The organism is Streptomyces kronopolitis (assembly GCF_050953795.1).
Classification (GTDB): Bacteria; Actinomycetota; Actinomycetes; order Streptomycetales; family Streptomycetaceae; genus Streptomyces; species Streptomyces kronopolitis_A.
In genome coordinates, this window is the sequence record NZ_CP191850.1 from 3467483 (window position 1) to 3490646 (window position 23164).

Annotated in this window: 18 protein-coding genes; 9 read left to right on the forward strand and 9 right to left on the reverse strand. The window is 70.5% G+C overall.

The window, feature by feature from the left end; all coding sequences use genetic code 11:
• Positions 1-46: 46 nt before the first annotated feature.
• Together ACQP17_RS15205 and ACQP17_RS15210 are read left to right on the forward strand one after the other, a co-directional pair.
• Entirely contained in the window at positions 47-4813 is a 4767-nt protein-coding gene (locus ACQP17_RS15205; RefSeq protein WP_433856791.1) for a putative T7SS-secreted protein, read from the forward strand.
• 964 nt (positions 4814-5777) lie between these two features.
• Positions 5778-6269 carry a hypothetical protein gene (locus tag ACQP17_RS15210; RefSeq protein WP_433856792.1) on the forward strand — a complete coding sequence of 164 codons (492 nt, stop codon included), beginning with the start codon at positions 5778-5780 and terminating at the stop codon, positions 6267-6269.
• A gap of 31 nt (positions 6270-6300) precedes the next feature.
• On the opposite strand, the gene ACQP17_RS15215 is transcribed toward ACQP17_RS15210, so the two are convergent.
• Positions 6301-8103, reverse strand: a complete 1803-nt coding sequence (locus tag ACQP17_RS15215; protein WP_433859912.1) for an ABC-F family ATP-binding cassette domain-containing protein — start codon at positions 8101-8103, stop codon at positions 6301-6303.
• A gap of 169 nt (positions 8104-8272) precedes the next feature.
• Between ACQP17_RS15215 and ACQP17_RS15220 the strand changes: the two genes are divergently transcribed.
• Positions 8273-9022 carry an alpha/beta hydrolase gene (locus tag ACQP17_RS15220; protein ID WP_433856793.1) on the forward strand — a complete coding sequence of 250 codons (750 nt, stop codon included), beginning with the start codon at positions 8273-8275 and terminating at the stop codon, positions 9020-9022.
• A gap of 112 nt (positions 9023-9134) precedes the next feature.
• Here the strand turns inward: ACQP17_RS15220 and ACQP17_RS15225 are convergent, their stop codons facing one another.
• Positions 9135-9500, reverse strand: coding sequence for a hypothetical protein (locus ACQP17_RS15225; RefSeq protein WP_433856794.1), 366 nt, complete (start codon positions 9498-9500; stop codon positions 9135-9137).
• 14 nt (positions 9501-9514) lie between these two features.
• Positions 9515-10768 (reverse strand): helix-turn-helix transcriptional regulator, encoded by a 1254-nt coding sequence (locus tag ACQP17_RS15230; RefSeq protein WP_433856795.1) that lies wholly within the window; start codon positions 10766-10768, stop codon positions 9515-9517.
• A 407-nt stretch (positions 10769-11175) separates the two neighbouring features.
• Here ACQP17_RS15230 and ACQP17_RS15235 point away from each other — a divergent pair, with 407 nt between their 5' ends.
• The 4 genes from ACQP17_RS15235 (at position 11176) to ACQP17_RS15250 (ending at position 13657) form a co-directional block, all read left to right on the forward strand.
• Complete coding sequence (locus ACQP17_RS15235; RefSeq protein ID WP_433856796.1) at positions 11176-11508, forward strand: hypothetical protein; 333 nt, start codon at positions 11176-11178, stop codon at positions 11506-11508.
• Positions 11496-12614 carry a radical SAM protein gene (locus ACQP17_RS15240; RefSeq protein ID WP_433856797.1) on the forward strand — a complete coding sequence of 373 codons (1119 nt, stop codon included), beginning with the start codon at positions 11496-11498 and terminating at the stop codon, positions 12612-12614. The genes ACQP17_RS15235 and ACQP17_RS15240 overlap by 13 nt, the downstream gene beginning before the upstream one ends.
• Positions 12611-12748, forward strand: a complete 138-nt coding sequence (locus ACQP17_RS15245; protein ID WP_433856798.1) for a hypothetical protein — start codon at positions 12611-12613, stop codon at positions 12746-12748. The genes ACQP17_RS15240 and ACQP17_RS15245 overlap by 4 nt, the downstream gene beginning before the upstream one ends.
• 87 nt (positions 12749-12835) lie before the next feature.
• Positions 12836-13657: an aminoglycoside phosphotransferase gene (locus ACQP17_RS15250; protein WP_433856799.1), complete on the forward strand. Its 822-nt coding sequence runs from the start codon at positions 12836-12838 to the stop codon at positions 13655-13657.
• A 95-nt stretch (positions 13658-13752) separates the two neighbouring features.
• On the opposite strand, the gene ACQP17_RS15255 is transcribed toward ACQP17_RS15250, so the two are convergent.
• The 6 genes from ACQP17_RS15255 to rsmI all read right to left on the reverse strand — a co-directional run bounded on the left by ACQP17_RS15255 (position 13753) and on the right by rsmI (position 19458).
• On the reverse strand, positions 13753-14658 hold the full coding sequence (locus ACQP17_RS15255; protein WP_433856800.1) for a 4-(cytidine 5'-diphospho)-2-C-methyl-D-erythritol kinase: 906 nt from the start codon (positions 14656-14658) through the stop codon (positions 13753-13755).
• Positions 14655-15605, reverse strand: a complete 951-nt coding sequence (rsmA, locus tag ACQP17_RS15260) for a 16S rRNA (adenine(1518)-N(6)/adenine(1519)-N(6))-dimethyltransferase RsmA (RefSeq protein WP_433856801.1) — start codon at positions 15603-15605, stop codon at positions 14655-14657. Before rsmA ends, ACQP17_RS15255 begins: the two co-directional genes overlap by 4 nt.
• Before the next feature lie 22 nt (positions 15606-15627).
• A complete protein-coding gene (locus tag ACQP17_RS15265; RefSeq protein ID WP_433856802.1) occupies positions 15628-16782 on the reverse strand; it encodes a ubiquitin-like domain-containing protein in 1155 nt (384 codons plus the stop codon).
• A 154-nt stretch (positions 16783-16936) separates the two neighbouring features.
• Complete coding sequence (locus tag ACQP17_RS15270; RefSeq protein WP_433856803.1) at positions 16937-17812, reverse strand: TatD family hydrolase; 876 nt, start codon at positions 17810-17812, stop codon at positions 16937-16939.
• Between the two features lie 33 nt (positions 17813-17845).
• Positions 17846-18319 (reverse strand): hypothetical protein, encoded by a 474-nt coding sequence (locus ACQP17_RS15275; RefSeq protein WP_433856804.1) that lies wholly within the window; start codon positions 18317-18319, stop codon positions 17846-17848.
• Between the two features lie 245 nt (positions 18320-18564).
• Positions 18565-19458, reverse strand: a complete 894-nt coding sequence (gene rsmI, locus ACQP17_RS15280; RefSeq protein ID WP_433856805.1) for a 16S rRNA (cytidine(1402)-2'-O)-methyltransferase — start codon at positions 19456-19458, stop codon at positions 18565-18567.
• A 118-nt stretch (positions 19459-19576) separates the two neighbouring features.
• On the opposite strand from rsmI, the gene ACQP17_RS15285 reads away from it, so the two are divergent.
• Both ACQP17_RS15285 and ACQP17_RS15290 read left to right on the forward strand, forming a co-directional pair.
• On the forward strand, positions 19577-21322 hold the full coding sequence (locus ACQP17_RS15285; protein ID WP_433856806.1) for a dolichyl-phosphate-mannose--protein mannosyltransferase: 1746 nt from the start codon (positions 19577-19579) through the stop codon (positions 21320-21322).
• A gap of 155 nt (positions 21323-21477) precedes the next feature.
• Entirely contained in the window at positions 21478-23133 is a 1656-nt protein-coding gene (locus tag ACQP17_RS15290) for a penicillin-binding transpeptidase domain-containing protein (RefSeq protein ID WP_433856807.1), read from the forward strand.
• Positions 23134-23164: the final 31 nt, after the last annotated feature.

Here is a 23164-nt window from a genome sequence, read left to right on the forward strand (position 1 = left end):
CCACCGCACACCACTGCCGCACCGCACCACTGGGGGATGAAAACTGATGGGCCTCGGCGACATTCTCGGGGACGTCAAGGACGGCATCAATTCCGTGGCCGACAAGGCCGGGAACGCCCTCGACGACGTGAAGGAATCGGCCGGCGAGGCGGTCGACTACGCCACCGACAAGACCGCCGACGCCCTCGCCTACGTGGGTGCGGACGGCGCGGCCAAGGCCGTCCGCTCCACCGGTGACGACATCGCCGACGCCCTCGGCGCACAGGTCGACGAGCGGCAGCTGGGCGAGACCGACGATCCCAAGGAGCTGATCCACGGCGACGTCGCGAAGATCAACGAATCCGCCGGGCACCTGAAGGACTTCTACGCGGCCTTCGAACGCGTCGGCCAGGGCATCCGCAAACTGGACGCCGGTTCCTGGAAGGGCAAGGCCGCCGACGCCTTCCACGAGAAGTTCGATGTGCATCCCAAACAGTGGATGCGCACCGCGGACGCCTGTGAAGCGGCGTGGAAGGCCCTCGATTCCTACGCGGAGACGGTCTCCTGGGCACAGAAGAAGGCCCGGTCGGCCATCCACGCGTGGCATGAGGCCGAGGGCAAGAGCGAGAAGGCGTACGAGGCCTACCGCCACACGGTCGACACGTACAACGCGAAGGCCGACGCCTACAACGCCGCGCGGGACCAGGGCTCCGACCCCGGGCCCAGGCCCGACAAGCCCGGCGACTTCCACGACCCCGGCAACCAGGGCCGCGAGGCGGCGCGGGAGATGCTCAAGAACGCCCGAAGCCAGCGCGACGAGGCGGCCGCGAAGGCACAGCACGCCCTCAAGGGCGCCCTGGAACACGCGCCGCAGGCACCGAAGTTCACCACCGAGGCGTCCTTCGACGTCGTGGACGGCGTCGCGGCCGGCGGCATGACCCTGATGCACGTCGTCGGCGGTGTGGGCAAGGGTGCGGTGGAGACGGTCAATATGGCCCGCACGCTGAACCCGATGGAGCCGTACAACATCGCCCACCCCCACATGTACCTGGCCAACGTCGCCAAGACCTCACTCGGCCTGGCCGGCACCGCCGCCCACCCCGGGCGTCTGGCCAAGGGGATGCTCGGCGAGGGCTGGGGCAGCGACCCGGGGGACGCGTTCGGGCACCTCCTCGCCAACATCGTCGGCGGCAAGGGCGCCGCCGGCATCGGCAAGGGCCTGCTGAAGGCAGGGGCGAAGGACGCGGCCAAGGGGGTCGCACGGACAGCGGTCAAGGACGGCGGCAAGCGCACGGTCATGGACCGTGCCCGCACCGCCTGGTGCAAGACCTTCGGCAGCGACCCCATCGACATGGCCACCGGCCGGATGATCCTGCCGCAGACCGACATCACCCTCCCCGGCAGCCTCCCCCTCACCTTCAGCCGCACCTTCGAGTCGTCCTACCGCACCGGCCGCTGGTTCGGCCCGACCTGGATGTCCACGGTCGACCAGCGCCTGGAGATCGACGCCGAGGGCGTCATCCTCATCGGCGAAGAGGGCGACTTCCTCCTCTACCCCCACCCCGCCGTCGGCGTCCCCACCCTCCCCCAGGAAGGCGACGGCGCCCCCCTCGAACTCACCCCGGACGGCGACTACCTCCTCACCGACCCCGTCACCGGCATCCGCCGCTACTTCACCACCTACACCGAGGACCTCGCCGTCCTCGACGAGATATCCGACCGCCGCGGCAACCACCACACCTTCGACTACACCGAAGACGGCACCCCCGTCGCCCTCACCCACAGCGCCGGCTACCGCCTCCTGTTCACCACCGAGAGCGGGCGCATCACCGCCCTCCACCTCGCCGGCGGCGCCCCCGACGGCTCCGATCAGCTGCTGATGACGTACGGCTACGACGAGGCCGGCAACCTCATCAGCACCACCAACTCCTCCGGCCTCCCACTCCGCTTCGCCTACGACGACCACGGCCGCATCACGTCCTGGACCGACACCAACGACAGCAGCTACACCTACGTCTACGACGACCAGGACCGCTGCACCTCACAGGGCGGCATAGCCGGCCACCTCAGCGCCCACTTCACCTGGGGCGAGCCCGACCCGGTCACCGGACTGCGCACCAACCTCCACCACAACTCCCTCGGCCAGGTCCTCACCTACCAGGTCAACGACCGCCACCAGATCGTCGCGACCACCGATCCCACCGGCGCCACCACCCGCACCGTCCGTGACGCCAAGCACCGAGTCCTGTCGAGCACGGACCCACTGGGGCGCACCACCCAGCTCGACTACGACGACGCCGGTCACCCCACCACCGTCACCCTCCCCGACGGCAGCGTCTCCACCACCACATACACCCCCGACGGCCACCCGGCGAGCACCACCGGCCCCGACGGCACCAGCTGGACCCACACCTACGACGCCGACGGCAACCGCACCTCCACCACGAACCCCGCAGGCGCCACCACCACCTACACCCACGACGAGCGCGGCCATATCGCCGGCGTCACCGACGCCTTGGGCAACACCACCCACCTCTTCTGCAACAAGGCCGGCCTGCCGATATCGGTCACCGACCCGCTCGGTGCCACCACCCACTACCGCCGCGACCCCTTCGGCCGCACCACCTCCGTCACGGACCCCCTGGGCGAGACCACCCACATGGTGTGGACGGTGGAGGGACGGCTGGCTGCGCGCATCGACGCGACCGGCGCCACGGAGCAGTGGACCTACGACGGCGAGGGAAACCGCCTCACCCACACCGACGCCGTCGGCCGGACCACCCACTACTCCTACGGCCACTTCGACCTCCTGGTGGCCCGCACCGACCCCGACGGCGTCCGCCACGAGTTCGCCCACGACACCGAACTCCGCCTCACCCAGGTCACCAACCCTCAGGGCCTGACCTGGAACTACGGATACGACGGCGCCGGCCGCCTCAGCTCCGAGACCGACTTCGACGACCGCGTCCTGGCCTACACCCACGACGCCGCGGGGCAACTCGCCACCCGCACCAACGCCCTCGGCGAAGTCACCACCTACACCCGCGACACCCTGGGCCGCATCACGCACAAGGACGCCGCGGGCCTGGTCACCACCTACGCCCACGACGCCGGCGGCAACCTCCACCAAGCGGCCAACCCCGACGCCACCGTCACCTACACCCGCGACACCCTCGGCCGCGTCACCGCCGAATCGGTCAACGGCCGCACCATGACGTTCACCTACGACGCGCTGGGCCGCCGCACCTCCCGCACCACCCCCACCGGCCACACCACCACCTACACCTACGACGCCGCCGGCAACCGCACCGCCCTCAACACCGGCGGCCACACCCTCACCTTCGACCACGACGCCGCCGGCCAGGAACTCACCCGCACCATCGGCGACCACCTCGCCCTCACGCACACCTGGGACCCCGCCGGCCGCCTCACCGCCCAGTCCCTCACCACGGCAGCCACGGGCACGCTCCAGTCCGCCACCGGCCCGGAGAACCCAGCGGCCGCCGAGGCCCAACAAGTCCTCCACCGCGGCTACACCTACCGCCCCGACGGCCACCTCACCGCGATCGACGACTCCCACACCGGCCGCCGCACCTTCGACCTCGACCGCGCCGGCCGCGTCACCGCCGTCCACGCCACCGACTGGTCCGAGACCTACGCCTACGACGCCGCCGGCAACCAAACCCACGCCACCTGGCCCGACCGCCACCCCAACCCCTCAGCCCGCGGCGACCGCACCTACACCGGCACCACCATCACCCGAGCCGGCCGCATCCGCTACGAACACGATGCCCTGGGCCGCGTAACCCTCCGCCAGAAGACCCGCGTCTCGCGTAAACCGGATACCTGGCGCTACACCTGGAATGCGGAGGACCGGCTCACTTCCGTTGTCACGCCGGACGGAGCCACCTGGCGTTACCTTTACGACCCATTCGGCCGCCGCACAGCAAAACAACGCCTCACAGCCGACGAGATGGTCTTCGCCGAGCAAACTAATTTCGCCTGGGACGGCCACACTCTTACAGAACAAGCTACATACACCAAAAGCACCCAGGAGGCGATAGCACTCACATGGGATCATGAGCACTGGACACCACTTACCCAAGCCGAGCGCAAGATCAGAGTTGCTGAGTCCTCTAGCATCCCCGAGCAGGTAATAGATCAGCGCTTCTTCGCCATCATTTCCGACCTAGTTGGCACTCCTACAGAGTTGGTGACCGAAACAGGCCAAACCGCATTTCAGTCGCGAGCCACCTTGTGGGGGACCACCACATGGAATGCAACGGCGACCGCTTACACCCCCTTGCGGTTTCCGGGGCAAATCTTCGATACTGAAACGCAACTCCACTACAATTACTTTCGGACTTACGACCCCACCACGGCTCGCTATTTCACGCCAGACCCAATCGGCTTGACGCCCGCTCCAAATCCGGTGACCTACCCATACAACCCAACAGGAGTGATCGACCCGCTTGGGCTATCACCCTGCAAGCCAGACGGGTTCGCTGACCTCGGCGGGAACAAATTCAAGTCGCCAGGCGGTTTGATTTATGGCCCCGGATCTGCACACGGCCACCACTTGTCGCATGTAATGGAACATGCTGCACCCGACCCATCCAAGCCCGCGCACAGCGTTTTTAAGCATCCTGAACAAAAGGATATCCTGAGCCTGATCGACGAGGGGTGGGCCAAGCGTGGAACACCAGACCCCAATGACCCCGCAAAATACGTAGTTCCCATGGGGCGGGAGGTCGGAACCGCAGGAGAGAAAAACCTACGAATCGTAGTCATACCAGGCACCGGAAGAGTAATAACCGCATTCCCCCAAACGTGAAATAGGTCAACGAAATGCTTCAATGCCCTCGATGCGAACAAGGATGGGTCGTCACCTGCCGCGTGATCGGTAGTTCCGATACGTTTAAGGTGTGCGAAGAGTGCGACACGGTCTGGGAAAGAGGTTCCGAGCCATCGAATATTCCTCCATTTCAGTTCTTGGAGGAATACATGGAAAGATTCAACCTGCCTCCGCTTTGGAGTAGTCTAGAGCGCCTTGAAGGAGAGTGACAGGAAGTGGGTTGCCCCATAGTATTTCGTATCCTGGAATGACTCCTCGAGCTGCACCACCCGGCACTACCGACATCCTCGTCTCCCTGCTCGCCAGCTGAATGTAGTGCTGGAAGCGCCCTTCTCTCGGAAGCAGTAAGACCCGCCCAGAAGGTCTGACCGAGACTCACCGTTTCTCTGCTCAGTCTTAGCCTATCCTCGCAGGTCGCACCACCCACCCCGCTACCGTTGAGAGCCCCTAGCTCCAGCAGGTAGCACCCCCCAGCGGCACCGCGAAAAATCACCTCGCTGAACTCCTTCCCGGTATTTCGGCCACACCTCAAAAAAGAAAGAGATACATGACCACACCGCAACAACCCCCAGGCGGATACGGACAGATGCCGGGGTACGGTGCGCCGCAAGGGATGCCGCAGCCCGGTCCACCTGCCGGGTACCCGGCAGGTGCCGCCCCCGGTGGGCCGATGCCGTACCCCGGGCAGCAGTCGTACCCCGGTGGGCCGGGTCCGTACGGGCAGCAGCCTGGACCCTACGGGATGCCGCAGCAGCCCCACTTCGGGTACGGCGGTGGGCCGGGTATGCCGCCTCCGATACCGCCGAGGCGGAAGGCCGGGAAGGTGTGGGGCGTCATCGGTGCCGTTGTCGGTGTGCTGGTGGTCGGGACCCTGGTGTCGAGCGGGGCGTTCAGGGGTGGCGGGAGTTCGTCGGGCGGGTCGTCCGGTGGGCCGAAGTATCGGATGACCGTGCCGAAGACGCTGGCGGGCGGGGAGTACAAGCTCGTCAAGGACATATCCCAGCAGGCCGCCGGTCAGGTGCCGCAGGACGGGCCCAATGAGCACGACATCAAGACCGTGGGCGGCCAGTACACGAGCGGTACCAAGTCGCTGGCGATGCTGGGGCTCTACGGCGTCATCGATGATCCCGAGACGGCCGTCGACCACACCATTCGCGGCATGACGCGCGACGGAAAGACCGAAGTCGCCGTGGCGGAGAAGGAATTCACGCCCAGTGGGGGCGGGGATGCGCTCACCTGCGGTGTCGACGTGCGCACAGAGGTGGGCCAGAAGGTCACCCTGTCGTTCTGCGTCTGGGCCGATTCCAGCACGAGCGGGGAACTCGCGGAAACCGACGCCGGCAATCCGGCGAAGGATCCGCAGTCCGTCGACCTCCAGGCGTTCGCGGACAAGGCCGACAAGATTCGCGGTGAGGTCACGAAGCCGGTGGGGTGATGCCCCACCGGCCGGTGTCGGGCACCGCCCCCTACGCCTCCTCCGCCAGCTCCAGCCAGCGCATTTCCAGCTCGTCCTTCTCCGTGGTCAGTTCGCGGAGTTGGGCGTCGAGGCCGGCGACCTTTTCGAAGTCGGTGGCGTTCTCCGCGATCTGGGCGTGGAGCTTGGTTTCCTTGTCGACGAGCTTGTCCAGCTGGCGCTCGATCTTCTGGAGTTCCTTCTGGGCGGCGCGGTTGACGGCGGCGGCCTTCTTGGGGGCCGCGGCGGTCTGCTGGCTGGGCGCCGGCATCGCGGCGTCGATGACCTGCTGGCGGCGCTCCAGGTACTCGTCCAGGCCACGCGGCAGCATCCGCAGCGTGGCGTCGCCGAGGAGGGCGTGCACGCGGTCGGTGGTGCGCTCGACGAAGTAGCGGTCGTGGCTGATGACGATGAGCGAGCCGGGCCAGCCGTCGAGGAGGTCCTCCAGCTGGGTCAGGGTCTCGATGTCCAGGTCGTTCGTCGGCTCGTCGAGGAAGAGGACGTTGGGCTCGTCCATGAGGAGGCGCAGGATCTGCAGGCGGCGGCGCTCACCGCCGGAGAGGTCGCCGACCGGCGTCCACTGCTTCTCCTTCGTGAAGCCGAACTTCTCGCACAGCTGGCCGGCGGTCATCTCCCGGCCCTTGCCCAGGTCGACCCGCTCGCGCACCCGCTGTACGGCCTCCAGCACCCGCAGCGCCGGGTCGAGTTCGCCGACCTCCTGGGAGAGGTAGGCCAGCTTCACGGTCTTGCCGACGGTGACCCGGCCGGCCACCGGCTGGGTCTCACCCTGCGTACGGGCGGCGTCCGCGAGCGCCCTCAGCAGCGAGGTCTTGCCGGCGCCGTTGACGCCCACCAGGCCGATCCGGTCGCCCGGGCCCAGCTGCCAGGTCAGGTGCTTGAGGAGGACCTTCGGCCCGGCCTGGACGCTGACGTCCTTCAGCTCGAAGACGGTCTTGCCGAGGCGGGAGCTGGCGAACTTCATCAGCTCGGCGTTGTCACGCGGCGGCGGGACGTCCGCGATCAGCTCGTTGGCGGCCTCGATACGGAAGCGGGGCTTGCTCGTGCGGGCCGGGGCGCCGCGCCGCAGCCAGGCCAGCTCCTTGCGCATCAGGTTCTGCCGCTTGACCTCTTCGGTGGCGGCGATCCGCTCACGCTCGGCCCGGGCGAAGACGTAGTCGCTGTAGCCGCCCTCGTACTCGTGGACGTCGCCGCGCTGCACGTCCCACATCCGCGTACAGACCTGGTCGAGGAACCACCGGTCGTGGGTGACGACCACGAGGGCGGAGCGGCGGGCGCGCAGGTGCCCGGCCAGCCAGGAGATGCCCTCGACGTCGAGGTGGTTGGTGGGCTCGTCGAGAACGATCAGGTCCTGCTCGGCGATCAGCAGCTTGGCCAGCGCGATACGGCGGCGCTCACCGCCCGACAGCGGGCCGATGACGGTGTCCAGGCCGTGGGTGAAGCCCGGCAGGTGCAGATCGCCGAAGAGGCCGGTCAGCACGTCGCGGATCTTGGCGTTGCCGGCCCACTCGTGGTCGGCGAGATCGCCGATAACCTCGTGCCGGATGGTGGCGGCCGGGTCGAGCGAATCGTGCTGGGTGAGAACCCCGAGGCGCAGCCCGCCGTTGTGGGTGACCCGGCCGGTGTCCGTGTCCTCCAGCTTCGCGAGGATCCGGATCAGGGTGGTCTTGCCGTCGCCGTTGCGTCCGACGACGCCGATCCGGTCCCCCTCGTTGACGCCGAGCGAGACACCGTCGAGCAGGGCACGGGTTCCGTACACCTTGCCGACGGCTTCCAGATTGACGAGGTTGACGGCCATCTCACTCCTGCGGTTCACATCGGGCGACCTTCCCAGCCTAGTCGGCGTGCGGAAGCGCCCCGCCGCCGCGCCGGTGCTCCGCCCCAGGGGCGCCAATGCACGGCGGGTGGTGACGCCGGCCCCGTGGGCGCCGCGGGTGCCGCGGTGGCCCGTTGGATAACGTGCCGCCATGGCACCGGACATGGGCATGGCGGACGCGGCAGTGGAGACGGAGCGCGGGCTGGTCTACGGTCCGGGCGGCAAGCGCCTGGACGTGTACCGGCCGGTGGACGCTCTTGGGCCGCTGCCCGTCGTGCTGCTCTGGCACGGCATCGGCCCCGACGAGCGGGACATCCTGGCGCCGCTGGCGCGGGCAGCGGCGGGGCGTGGCCTGCTGGCCCTGGTACCGGACTGGCGCTCGGACGCCGCCGACGGGGGCCGGGCACACCTGCTGGAGTCCCTGGCCTTCGCCCGCGAGGATGCGGGCGGACTGGGCGGCGACGGGCGGCCGTGCGTGCTGGCCGGGTGGTCGGCGGGGGCCGGGGCCGCGCTGGGGGTCGCCCTGCGACCCGAGAGCACAGGTGGCCGGCGCCCGCGGGCCGTGGTGGGCCTTGCGGGCCACTACGGCCTGCCGGCACGGACCACCGGCGCCGCGCCGCTGACCGACCTCGCCGCGGGCCGGCACCCGGGCGTCCCGGTCCACCTCGTCCACGGCAGCGGCGACACCGTCCTGGCGGCCCGGCACTCCCACGACCTGGCGGACGCGCTGCGGGCCGCGGGCGCCACGGTGACCCTCCAGGAGCCGGAGACCGATCACGCGGGCGTGATCATGGACGAGTACGACCCGGCAGCGGATCGCTGCCTGCCGACGGCGGCCGACCACGCGCTGCGGGCCGGACGGGCGGTGACCGCGCTGCTGGCCGGGGTCTCCGGGGCATAGCTGAGCGTGATCCCCTCCTTACAGGGGGGCGGTCGGCCCGCGTCCGTCGGTGCCGTCAGCGGAGAGCCTGCTTCGAAGGTTCCCGTCAGCTGACCGCCACGGAGGCTCCCCGTCAGCTCGCCGCATTCTCGATGGCTTCGAAGATGTCGGCGTCGGTCTCCTGCTGCCAGGCCGGGAGATCGGGCCAGTCCGCCACGTAACCCGGCTTCGGGTCGTCGAAGTGCTTGAACATCTGGGCCGTCCAGCAGGTCGCAACGAAGCGGCTCTTCTGTCCCCGGGAGAGCCTGGACGTGCGCCCGTCACTGACCTCGATGAACTGGCGCACCTGCGCGTAGACCGAGCCGGCCGCCTCGCGTTCCCACAGCGGGGTGTCGTCCCATGGGGTGACGTAGCCGGCCTTCGGCTCCCCGGGGAAGTGCTGATGCACTCCCGCAATCCAGGCCTCCCGGAACAGTCGTGCACCCTCGTTCTGCGACATGCCATCCCCTTTCATCACGGCGTGCTCAGTGTGGCGATCTCCGCCCCCAGCTCAGCCACGCGGTGGTCGCGGCTCAGGGGGCCGAACTCGTCGCACAGGTCTCGGAGTCTACGGGCGACGTACCCGGAGGATGAGGCGCGAGCCAGTTCGACGGCTTCCCTCCCGTAGGAGACCGCCTGTTCAGGATCGCGCCGCCGCACGCCGATGGCCGCCAGGTCCGTCAGCACCGCGCCCCTTCGCCGCAGCGACTGTCCGGATGCCAAGGCCGTCTGCTGCAATGCCTCCCGCAGCGTTCCCTCCGCCAGGTCCAGGCACCCGAGTCGCACGTAGCGCGCACCGCGCTCCTCTGCGAGCCGGGATCCGTCGAACCTGAGCCACCCGCCGTTGGCGCTGTCCGGAGTGAGTTCCCGGACCTCCTCTGCGCGCTCCAGCGCGCGCTCACACGCGTCCAGATCGCCCAGCCCGGCGTGCGCCTCCGCTTGAACCGAGGCGACCCAATGGCGAGTCGAGAGCATCTTGTCGCCACGCCCGGCCAGCCTCTCGGCCACGTCCAGTATCTGCGCCGCCTGGCGGTAGCGGTGCTCCGACATGTCGACGTAGGCATGCCGTACGAGGGCACAGGCCCACAGGTCGTACGCTCCGGCGTCCTTGCTGAGCGACGCCGCGAGCGCGTATGAGGCAGCGGCGTCGGCATATCGGTTCGCGTCGAACGCCACCTCGCCGGCCAGCTGAAAGAGGTCTGCCGCTGCACTCAGAAGTGGACGGGCATTGCCGCGCCTACCTCCCAGAGCCTCATTGAGCGTCGTCAGCTGGTCGCGGACCACCGGGTAGACGGATCCCTTGGAACGCGACAGTTGGTAGACCTGCCAGAGATGGCTGTTCATGCGGGCGAAGTCAGCGGGAGTTCCCCGGCGGACGCCTGCCGTGAGGGCTTCCGCCTCCTCGGCCGGGAGAGCGGATAGCGCTCCGCTGACGGTGAGTATGTGGAGGAATTCTCGGCGGATCATTTCGTCGGGGTCTCCCGCTCTCGTGGGGACACCGGGCTGCTGCCCTGGCCTCCCCTCGCTTGCTGCTCGTGGGGGCGTCAGGAGGTCATCCAGCTCCGGAAGGCTGAGTTCGAGAGCGGTGGCCAGGGCTCGTCGCTGAGGTGGTTGAGGGACGATCCTGCCGCTCTCCCAGCGCCCGACCGTGGTGCGGTCCACGCCGACCAACTCGGCCAACTTCTCCTGACTGTAACCCAGGGCCCTGCGTCGTCTCGCCAGTCCCATGGCCGTCCCTCCACGCAATCCAACCTGTCCCCGTCCGTGCACGGATCTGCGTCAAGACTGCCGCATCAGTGCCGTGGAGAACGCCAACTCCAGCGGCTTTGCTGAGTGTTGCCCCGAACGAGCAACAGAGACCCACGGAGGAGTTCGGTCATGACGAGGAGAGGCGAGACTCTGGCGCCCGAGCCGAAGGACGCTGCATGGATTCAGGGAGGGGGTGTCGAACAGCGAGTCCTCATGACGCTCAGGGTCTCCCGCGACTCCGGCCGGACGTGGGGCCCGGTGACGAAGGTACGGGAGGACGAGAATCCGGTGATTCCCGACAACCGCGGTGGATTCCCTCCGTGTACGTGCCCGCGCTGCACCGACCGCGAGCCGCGCTTCGGAGCCTCTCCGCGGGTGGTGTCGTGATGAGGTGCGCGCACCGGCGCCGAGTGCCGCTGGACCTGGCCCGGGAGGCAGGTCGGAGGTCGGCTTCGGGCCTCGTCGACAGCACCGTTCGGTGCCAGCTGTCCGCGCACGGGGACGGCGAGCACTACGGCCTCCTCGATGACGACTTGGAGTGCGGCACCGCGCTGTGGTTGCGGTGGGGCGGGACCGGCGTGGCGCTGGTCGTACTGCCGGACTGTCCGGTGTCCGGCCCCGGCCCCGACGGGGAGGGCTGTTGCCTGTTCGCCGACCACGTCGAACGGCACACCTGGGAAGAGGTCCACCCCGTGGAGGAGGTCCTGTGCATCGGCTGATCGCGAGCCCGTACAACGGCACGTTTCTCGTCGCCCGCCCCGGCGGGCGAGCAGGGATACAGCTTCCGCGATCGATGTATGAGCGGCTCGCCGCGATCGCGGCGAGCAGCAGCGCCCTGCCGGACTGGCTCCTGGACGGCGCACGTACCGCCTGGGGCCTGGACCTGGCGGGCCTGTCCATGAGGGAGGCCGTTCTGGTGCGCCCGGAGACGAGGCTCGGATACGGCCGTGCCACGTACGAGATCAACAAGGGGTGCAACTTCAACTGCGAGCACTGCTACCTGGCCGAGCGGAAGTTCGAGGGTCTTCCCTGGGAGGGCAAGGCGCGGCTCCTGGGCATGCTGCGGGACGCCGGGGCGCTGTGGCTGCAGTTCACCGGCGGCGAACCGCTGATCGACCGTGACTTCATGGACGCGTATGTGCTCGCCCACCGGTCCGGGATGCTGATCGAGATCCTCACCAACGGCTCACGGCTTCACCGGCCCGAGGTCATCGAGCTGCTGCGGGAACTGCCGCCGCACAAGGTGACCGTCTCCCTCTACGGCGCGACGCCGGACAGCTTCGACTCCCTCACTCGCAAGCCGGTGGCGTTCACGCTGGTCGAGAAGGGGCTCATCGCCGCCCGAGAGGCCGGGATCGCACTCGAGCTGGCGCTGATCATCACCCGGCACAACGCACACGAGGTGGATGCCATGCGGGCCCTCGGCGAGCGGTACGGAGCGGGCAGCACCGAGTACGGGGTGATCTCCCCGACGTACGCGGGCACTCCCGAGCCCCTGGCCGCGCAGGCCCCCGGCTTCCTGGACAAGACCAGCGTCTTCCGCGGCTGCCCCGCCGGCCACACCTTCTTCCACGTCGACCCGCACGGCCTGGCGACCATGTGCAAGGTCGGCCGCCAGAACCCCATCGACCTCATGACCGAGGGCATGGACGGACTCCTCCGCCTACCCGGCATCGCCGATGCCCAGATGCTTCGCACCGGTGGCTGCGGCGGCTGTCAGCTCTCCGGCACCTGCCGGGTCTGCCGACCGCTCGCCAGGGCCTACCAGGAGGCGAAGGCACCACTGAACACCTACTGCCAACACGGAAGAGAGGAAACGCAATGACCACGGTCATGGTGGAGATCAGCCCCCGCCCGCCGGTCCAGGAAGAGCCCGAGGGAATCGTCCTCCTGGAAAACCTGGAGACCCTGACCGAGGGCGCCGTCCCCGGCTGCAACGAAGACAACCCCTACCGGTAGGCAGCCGGCCGCAGTCAACCGCGGGGGCTTCAGGGCGCACTCGATCCGAAGCCCCCGCACCACCGCCCCGTGGAAGAGTGAGATCCCATGGCGACCAACCGCATCACTCTCGACCGGCTACCCGCCGCCGCGCGAGCCGCGGTCGAGCGGCACACCGGCTCCCTGGTGACGGTCGTGGAGGCCACCGAGGGCTTCAACAGCGAGATCGCCGCCCGCGTCACTTCCGCCACCGGAAACTGGCACGTCAAGGGCCTGCGCACCGACCACCCCCGCGCCTGGACCCAGCGCCGCGAGGCCGCCATCGCCCCGTTCCTCACCGGCGTCGCTCCCGCGCTCCACTGGCGCGTCGAGGCCGCCGGATGGGACCTCCTCGGCTTCGAGGCCCTGGAGGGCCATCACGCCGACTACGCCCCAGGCTCACCCGACCTCGCCGAAGTGGCCGCCCTCCTGCGCCGTCTCGCCGCAACCCGCCGCCCGGACATCGAGCTGCGACACGCCGAGCAACGTCTTGAGGGCTACGTCACCCACCCCGAGGATCTCCGCTTCTTCGCGGGAGATCACCTGCTCCACACCGACCTCAACAACACCAACGTGCTGGTCAACGACCGGGCCGCACAGGGAGATCGGGCCCACCTCGTGGACTGGGCCTGGGCCACCCAGGGAGCCGCCTGGCTCGACGCCGGGTACTGGGTCATCTGGCTCATCGCCGCCGGCCACACCCCCGACTCGGCGGAACACTGGGCCGCAGAGGTGCCCACGTGGCGCACCGCACCGGCCGACGGTATCGCCGCCTTCGCCGCCGCCAGCCGCAAGGTCTGGGACGAGATCAGCGCCGCCGACCCCGACCCGTGGACCCTGCGCCTGGCAGCCGCCGCGGCGGCCTGGCACCAGCACCGCAACACCGCCTGAGCCGGTCTGGGGTACCTGGCACGCGGGAACCGAGCAGCGTCCGGAGCGGCTCTGGCCGACAGAGACAGAGACAGTTCAGGGCGAGAATGCTCCCCCTAGAGAACCGTCGCCCCCACCGCCGCCCCCTCCGCCACACGTGTCTGGCGGCAGGTCCCCGACGCCAGCAGGGCCGTGGCCACCTTCTGGGCCGCCTCCGCGTCCTTGACCAGGAAGGCGGTGGTCGGGCCTGAGCCGGAGACCAGGGCGGCCAGGGCGCCGGCGGTGGTGCCGGCGGACAGGGTGGCGCTCAGGGGCGGGCACAGGGAGAGCGCCGCCGGCTGGAGGTCGTTGGTGAGGGAGGCGGCCAGCGCGGTAGCGTCGCCGGACTGCAGGGCGGCCAGCAGGGCCGGGGACGGCTCGGGTTCCGGCACCGGCGTGCCCGCCGTCAGGCGGTCGAACTCGCCGTAGACGGCGGGGGTGGACAGGCCGCCGTCGGCGACCGCGAAGACCCAGTGGAAGGTGCCGCCGACGGGGAGCGGGGTCAGCAGTTCGCCGCGGCCGCGGCCCAGGGCGGCGCCGCCGACCAGGCTGAACGGGACGTCGCTGCCCAACTCGGCACACAGGGACAGGAGTTCCTCGCGCGAGGAATCCGTCGACCAGAGGGTGTCGCAGGCCAGGAGGGCGGCGGCGGCGTCGGCGCTGCCGCCGGCCATGCCGCCTGCGACGGGGATGTCCTTGGTGATGTGGAGGTGGACGTTCGGCTCGATGCCGTGGTGGGCCGCGAGGAGTTCGGCGGCGCGGGCGGCCAGATTCGTGCGGTCCAGGGGGATGCGGTCGACGTCATGGCCCTCGGCGGTGATCCGGAGGGCGTCGGCGGGGGTCGCGGTGACCTCGTCGTAGAGGCCGACGGCGAGGAAGACGTTCGCCAGGTCGTGGAAGCCGTCCGCGCGGGCGGCGCCCACCGCCAGCTGGACGTTGACCTTCGCCGGTACCCGGACGGTGATCGAGGTGGTGGTCGTCATGCCTGCTCTCCCCCGGATGTCTGCGCTCCCCTTGCTGCCTGCCCGCCCCGCGCCTGGCGGATGCCGGGCGCGCCGCCCGGTCCCCGGTGTTCGGCGATCCGCGCGAACTCCTCGACGGTCAGCGCTTCCCCGCGGGCCTGCGGGGAGACGCCCGCGGCGACCAGCGCGGCCTCCGCAGCGGCGGCCGATCCGGCCCAGCCCGACAGCGCGGCCCGCAGCGTCTTGCGGCGCTGGGCGAAGGCCGCGTCGACGACGGCGAAGACGTCGTCACGGCTCGCCGAGGTCTCGACCGGCTTCTCGCGGCGGACGAGGGAGACCAGTCCGGAGTCGACGTTGGGCGCGGGCCAGAAGACATTGCGGCCGATCGCGCCGGCCCGCTTGACCTCGGCGTACCAGTTGGCCTTGACCGACGGCACGCCGTAGACCTTGTTGCCGGGGCGGGCGGCCAGCCGGTCGGCGACCTCGGACTGCACCATGACCAGGGTGCGGTCGATGGTGGGGAAGGCCGCGAGCATGTGCAGCAACACCGGCACCGCGACGTTGTAGGGAAGGTTGGCGACCAGGGCCGTGGGCGCGGGGCCGGGCAGCTCGGTGACGTGCATGGCGTCGCTGTGCACCAGCGCGAAACGGTCGGCGTGCTCGGGCATCCGGGTCGCGACGGTGCCCGGCAGCGCGGCCGCCAGCACCTCGTCGATCTCGACGGCGGTGACCCGGTCGGCGGCCTCCAGCAGCCCCAGGGTCAGCGAGCCGAGGCCGGGGCCGATCTCGACGACGACATCGTCGGACCGGACCTCGGCGGTCCGCACGATCCGGCGGACGGTGTTGGCGTCGATGACGAAGTTCTGGCCGCGCTGCTTGGTGGGGCGGACGCCCAGCGCGGCGGCCAGCTCGCGGATGTCGGCGGCGCCCAGGAGGGGCCCGGAATCGTCGGTGGTGCTCTTGGTCATGCCAAAGCCTCGCTGCGCTCGTTCACCCGTGAAGCTTACGGCCGCAGACCGGCCACGGGCTCGCCCCCCTTCGGATGTACAGCTTCTTGGCCCGGTAGGTCTGCTCCCGGGGGGTGGCGTCCTGCGGCCGGCCGTGGCCGCCGAGGGCCCGCCAGGTGCCGGCGTCGAACTGGTAGAGCCCGCCGTAGGTGCCCGAAGCGTCGACGGCGTTCGGCCGCCCGCCCGCCTCGCACTGCGCCAGCGCGTGCCAGGCGAGGTGGTCGGCGCCGCGCACGGAGGTGGGCAGCACCATCGTGCCGAGGTGCACGATCTGCGGCCGGGGGGCGTGCACGATCTCGCTGTGCAGGCGTCTGGGCTTCTGCCGGACGCCGTTGACGGTGCGCACCCGGTAGGTGACCCGCCGCACGCCGGGCCGCCCCTGCTGGACGACGGACTGGACGCCGCGGGCCAGGTGCGGATCGGCCCGCAGGATCGTGCGGAACGGGAGGCGGACCTCGCGGACCTCCTTGGAGCCGGTGATGCGGAGCACGGAGATGGTCTGGCCGTCGCGGGGGAAGCTGTCCGGCGACACCGAGGTGGTGTCCTGGTCGCGCAGCGCGAGGCCGGCCTCGGCCAGGGCCTCGCGGACGGTCGCGGCATTGGTGCGCACCCGGTGTTCGCGGCCGTCGGCGACGATGACCACCGAGCGTTCGGTGCGCACCGCCAGCTCCATGCCGTGCGACGCGATGCGCCGGGAGCGGTCGGCGGACAGCACGGCGCCCTCGGCGCGCACGCCGAGCTGGTGGAGCGCGCCGGCGACGGTGTCCGCCGTGGTCCACACCGTGCGGCGCTGCCCGTCGATGGTCAGGACGACCGGGCGCCCGTGGCGGACGACGACCTCGTCGCCGCTGCCGAGGGCGGTGCCGGGAGCGGGGGCGACGATGTCGTGGGCGCCGATGTCGAGATGCTCGTCGGCCAGCAGGTCGTCGACGTCGTCGGCGAAGGTGTGCAGGGTGCGCGGGGCGCCGTCGACGGTGAGCCGGACGGCCTTGTCGTGTGCGATGAAGGCGGTGGTGCCGCCGGCCAGGAAGGCGACGACCAGCGCTCTGGGCAGCAGCCGGCGCAGCGCATCGGGGGGTTCGGCGCGGCGTCTGCGGCGCCCGCGCGCGACGCGGTGGCTGCTCTGCGAATGACTCACGGCGCGCTCCCCATGCCCCGGCGGCGGTTGACGGCCGGAATGTAGCGGAGTGTCCGGTAACTCTCCAAAGTCAGATCAGTACGGATAGTGGCCGCCCGGGGGACGCGGGTTGCCGCGGCGGGCCCCTCGGCGGGCGGCCGCGGCCCCCGGCCGTTCAGTAGTCGAAGGCGCGTGCCGTGTTCGCCGCGACGGCGGTGGCCAGGGCGTCTTCCGTCATCCCCGTGACCTCGGCCATCGCCCGCAGGGTGACCGGAATGAGGTACGGGGCGTTGGCCCGTCCGCGGTACGGCGCCGGGGTGAGGAAGGGGGCGTCGGTCTCGACGAGGACCAGTTCGGGCGGGGCGACGGCCAGGGCGTCCCGCAGCGGCTGGGCGTTCTTGAAGGTGACGTTGCCGGCGAAGGACATGAAGTAGCCGGCCGCGGCGCAGACCTCGGCCATCGCGGCGTCACCGGAGTAACAGTGAAAGACGACCCGTTCGGGGGCGCCCTCCTCGCGCAGGATCCGCAGCACGTCGTCGTGCGCCTCCCGGTCGTGGATGACCAGGGCCTTGCCGTGCCGCTTGGCGATCTCGATGTGGGCGCGGAAGGAGCGCTCCTGGGCGGCCATGCCCTCGGGTCCGGTGCGGAAGTGGTCCAGGCCGGTCTCGCCGATGCCCCGGACCTGCGGCAGCGCGGCCAGCTCGTCGATCCCGGCGAGCGCGGCATCCAGCGCGGCGTCCCCGCCCGCCTCCCGGGCGCCCTGCCGCGACCAGCCGTCCGGGTCCCCCAGCACGATCCGGGGTGCCTCGTTGGGGTGCAGCGCCACCGTGGCGTGCACGGCCTCGTGGGCGGCGGCGGTCTCGGCGGCCCACCGGGAGCCGGCCAGATCGCAGCCCACCTGGACGACGGTGGTCACCCCGACCGAGGCGGCCTTGGCGAGGGCCTCCTCGACGGAGCCCTCCTGCATGTCCAGGTGGGTGTGCGAATCCGCCACCGCCACCCGAAGCGGTTCGGGCAGCGGCGGCGGGGTGTTCTTGTCCTGCGGAGCCATGGCCGCGATCCTACGAGGGCCGCGGCCGGGACCTCACTTGCGGTGGTGCTGGAAGGGGTGCAGCAGGTCGGAGAGGTGCCAGTGGTGGCGGCCGTCGTCCTCGGCGGTGCTGCCGCTGCGGCCGTCCTCCGCGGCGGGACGGCGGGCGGCCGCCGCGGGCGCCGGATCCTTGTGCTTCGCACTGTCGGGCTGACGCTGATGCATGCTCGCGATCGCGTCGGAGACCATCGAGACCTGACCGGACCGCATGATGCGGACCACATCGGAGCCGCAGTTCAGGCAGGAGGGGTGGGTCAGCGGGGACGGGACCCGCTCGCCGTCCGCGTAGTAGACGACGTGCAGCTCGCCCTTGCCGTCGACCTGGTGGACTATCTCGTACGCCTGCTCCCAGCCGTGCCCGCACCTCATGCAGGCGAACGAATACGCCTCGTGCGCGGCGGCCTCGGGCCGGGGGGCAAGGTGGTCTCCGCTGGCCGTGACGCCAGTGGTGTTCGCAAACTCGCTCATGTGCGCTCCTCTTGTCCGCTGGACAAGGTCTTCGGGAAACCGTTCGTCCCCTGTCCCAGGGAACGCCTTTCCCGGCCATAGCGCAGTAGTGCTTCTATCGTATTGGCCCAGATTTGGCCGGTGGCAGGAAAAACACCCGATCGCGCAGCCCCGCCCTTTACCTTCGAGGCCAGTCATTTACCTTCTGATGAGTCGGCTTTCTCGCGCATTTCCGCGGCGGCCGTCTCCGCGGTCGCCCCTGCGCGCTACTCCGCGGACTTCTCCGTGCGCGTGCCCCCGGTCTTTTCCGCCGCCTTTGCCGCCGTCTTCGCCGCGACCACCGCGTCGAACACCTCGCGCTTGGGCAGTCCCACGTCCGCGGCGACCGCGGCGATCGCCTCCTTGCGGCGCTCCCCGGCCTCCTCACGGACCCGCACCCGGCGGACCAGCTCCTCGGCGCCCAGGTCCTGCGGCCCGGTGTCCGGCTTGCCCTCGACCACGATCGTGATCTCGCCGCGCACCCCCTCCGCCGCCCAGGCCGCGAGGTCGCCCAGCGGTCCGCGCTTGACCTCCTCATAGGTCTTGGTCAGCTCGCGGCACACCGCCGCCCGCCGGTCCGTGCCGAAGATCTCGGCCATCGCGGCCAGGGTGTCGTCCAGGCGGTGCGGCGCCTCGAAGTAGACCAGCGTGCGCCGCTCACCCTCGACCTCGCGCAGCCGGGAGCGCCGCTCGCCGCCCTTGCGCGGCAGGAAGCCCTCGAAGCAGAAGCGGTCCACCGGCAGCCCGGAGACGGCCAGGGCGGTCAGCACCGCGCTGGGGCCCGGGACGGCCGTGACCGTGATGCCGCGCTCGACGGCCGCGGCGACCAGCCGGTAGCCCGGGTCGGAGACGGAGGGCATGCCCGCGTCGGTGACCAGCAGCACCCGCGCCCCGCCGGCCAGCGCCTCGGCCAGCTCGGGCGTCCGGGCCGCCTCGTTGCCCTCGAAGTACGACACCACCCGCCCGGACGGCTGCACGTCCAGCGCCTGGGTGAGCCGGCGCAGCCGCCGGGTGTCCTCGGCGGCGATCACATCGGCGGCGGCCAGCTCGGTGGCGAGCCGCGGCGGCGCGTCCGCGATCTCCCCGATGGGCGTCCCTGCAAGTACCAGCGTTCCAGTCACCCGCCCATCCTCCCAGGGCGTCGCCGCCGCCCTCACCGGGCGCCGTCACCCGCCGGATCCGCCGACCGCGCGGTGGCGCTCCCCGCTGGTCCACAGGCGGCTTCCCTACGATGGGCCGGTGACGAGTGACACCACCGCGACCGACGCCGCCGCGCAGCCCGCCCCGAAACCGGCCGGGCGGCCCCCCGCGTGGCAGCGGCGGCTGCGCCGCTTCGGGTACGCCGCCCGCCCGCAGGCCGATGTCCGGGCCCGGCTGGTGCCCGCCTTCCCCGAGCCGAGCGGCCGCCTGTGGGCGGTGTTCGGCGCCGGTCCCGGCGCGGCGGCCCGGCTGACGCGCTGGTCGAGCTGGGCCGGTCCGCTGCTGGTGACGCTCTTCGCGGGGGTGCTGCGGTTCTGGGACCTGGGCAGCCCGCGGAAGGTGATATTCGACGAGACGTACTACCCCAAGGACGCCTGGTCGCTGCTGCAGTACGGCTACGAGGGCACCTGGGCCAAGAACGCCAATGACGCGCTGGTCGGGCATCCGCCGCAGCTGCTGCTCTCGCCCGAGCACTCGTATGTCGTGCACCCGCCGATGGGCAAGTGGCTGATCGCGCTGGGCGAGTGGGCCTTCGGGATGAACCCGTTCGGCTGGCGGTTCATGGTGGCGCTGCTCGGCACGCTGTCGGTGCTGCTGGTCTGCCGGATCGGCCGCCGGCTGCTGCGGTCGACGGCGCTGGGCTGTCTGGCCGGGACGCTGCTGGCGGTCGACGGACTGCACTTCGTCATGAGCCGCACCGCCCTGCTCGACCTGATCGTCATGTTCTGGGTGGTGGCCGCGTTCGGCTGTCTGCTGGTGGACCGCGACCGCACCCGGGCCCGGCTGGCGGCGGCGCTGCCGCTCGCCGAGGACTCCGGGGACGGGACCGGCCCGGCCCGCCCGGACGAGGCGGTCGGCGACCGGCTGCGGCTGGGCCGGCGGCCCTGGCGGATCGCGGCGGGGCTGTGTCTGGGCCTGTCCGCGGCGACGAAGTGGAACGGCCTGTACTACCTCGCCGCGTTCGCCCTGATGTCGGTGCTGTGGGATGTCGCGGCCCGCCGTACGGCCGGTGCCCGGCGCCCCTTCCGGTCGGTGCTGCGCCACGACGTGCTGCCCGCGTTCGCCTCCACGGTCGTGCTGGCCCTCGCCACCTACCTCGCGTCCTGGTCCGGCTGGATCGCCGCCAAGGGCGGCTACTACCGCGACTGGGCGACCACCCCGGAGGGCCGTACCGGCGCCTGGACGTGGCTGCCGGACTGGCTGCGCAGCCTGTGGCACTACCAGACCGAGGTCTACGCGTTCCACACCGGACTGACCACTCCGCACACCTACCAGTCCAACCCGTGGAGCTGGCTGGTCCTGGGCCGCCCGGTGTCGTACTTCTACGAGGACCCCAAGGCCGGCCAGGACGGCTGCACGGCGGCCGAGGGCTGCGCCCGCGAGGTGCTGGCGCTGGGCACCCCCCTGCTGTGGTGGGCGGCCTGCTTCGCGCTGCTCTACGTGCTCTACCGCTGGCTGTTCAAGCGGGACTGGCGGGCCGGGGCCGTCGCCTGCGGGGTCGCGGCGGGCTATCTGCCGTGGTTCCTCTACCAGGAGCGGACCATCTTCCTGTTCTACGCCGTGGTGTTCGTCCCGTTCCTGTGTCTGGCGCTGGCGATGATGATCGGCGCGATCATCGGGCCCCCGGGCTCGACGGAGCGGCGCCGCACGGTCGGTGCGGTGGGGGCGGGTGTCCTCGTCCTCCTGATCGTGTGGAATTTCCTCTACTTCTATCCGCTCTACACGGGTATGCCGATCCCCAAGAGCGCCTGGCACCACCGGATGTGGTTCGACACCTGGGTGTGAGCCGGCCCCGTTCGACAGTTCTGTCACAGGCTTACAACAGCGCGTCACCGGACCGTGCCCTGATCGAGACTCACGGCCCTCCCGTGTCCCATAGAGTGCGAGTCACGTTCTTGTGTGCGTATTCAAGGGCGAGGCTTCGGGAGGGATTCGGTGGCATGCGCCGAGAGGTGATGTACGGGCTGATCGGCGGATCGGTGGCCCTGGTGGCGGGCGTCGTGGGCGGCCTGACGCTGTTCGGCGGCTCGGACGACTCGTCGCACCAGGAGGTCAGGGCCGCGGACGGCAAGGCGGGCGACAAGGGTCCCGAGGTGCCCACCGGCCCCCTGTCGGCCAAGGAAGTGCAGACGACGTCCCGGCAGTTCCTGTCCGCCTGGCAGTCCGGCGACGACACCACGGCGGCCGGCCTGACGGACGACCCCGCGACCTGCAAGAGCGCGATGAAGGCCTTCCGCACGCAGACGAAGTTCTCCAAGGTGACGGTCACCCCCGGTACCCCGGAGGGCGACAAGGTCCCGTACAGCGTCTCCGCGCAGATCGACTACAAGGGCACCAAGGCCGCCTACTCGTACCGCACTTCCGCGACCCTGCAGCGGGACAGGTCCACCGGAAAGCCGCGGGTCGCCTGGCGGCCGACGGTGCTGCACCCGGGCCTGGCCAAGGGCGACACGCTGCGCACCGGCGCGGCCGAGGCGCCGCCGATCAAGGCATTGGACCGCCATGGCGCCGTGCTGACCCCCGAGGCCCACCCGGCGCTGGCCGGGGTGCTGGACAGCCTGCGCGACAAGTACGGCGACAAGACGAACGGCAAGCCCGGCGTGGAGCTGTTCATCCAGCGCGCCAAGAGCGCCAAGCCCGCCGACCAGCTGCCCGACAAGACGCTGAAGGTGCTCTCCAAGGGGACGCCGGGCACGCTCAAGACCACCCTGGACGCCACGATGCAGTCGGCGGCCGAGCGGGCGGTCAAGGGCAAGAAGTCCGCCTCCGCGGCCGCGGTCAAGCCCAGCACCGGCGAGATCCTGGCGATCGCCAACGCCCCGGAGAAGGGCTTCAACATGGCCACCCAGGGGTCGCTGGCCCCCGGCTCGACGATGAAGATCGTCACCTCGGCGCTGCTCATGGACAAGGGCCTGACCTCGCCCGGCAAGAAGAACCCCTGCCCCAAGTACGTGACCGTCGGCGGCTGGAAGTTCCAGAACCTCGACAAGTCCGAGATCAAGGACGGCACCTTCGCGCAGAGCTTCGCCGCGTCCTGCAACAACGCCTTCATCTCGCACGCCAAGGACCTCAGCGACGACGACCTGACCAACGAGGCGCGGGACGTCTTCGGCATCGGCCTGAACTGGCAGACCGGCATCCCGACCTTCGACGGCTCGGTGCCGGTGCAGCACGACGCCCAGATGGCGGCCTCGCTGATCGGCCAGGGCGGGGTGCGGATGAACCCGCTCAACGTGGCCACGCTCGCCGCGACGGTCCGGGCCGGCTCCTTCCACCAGCCGTACATCGTCGCGCCGTCCCTGGACAACCGGACGCTCGCCAAGGCCTCCCGCACGATGAAGCCGGCAACCCTCAGCGGGCTGCGGTCGCTGATGAAGCTGACCGCGACCTCCGGTACGGCCGCCGAGGCCATGGCCGGGGTCAGCGGTGACATCGGCGCGAAGACCGGCTCGGCCGAGGTCGACAACCAGAAGAAGCCCAACGCCTGGTTCACCGCCTACCGCGACGACCTCGCCGCGGCGGCCGTCGTCCCGGCGAGCGGCCACGGCGGCTCCAACGCGGGCCCGCTGGTCCGCGCCCTCCTCACCGCCAGCTGAGACGGCCGGGCGCCGCACCACGTGCGCCTCA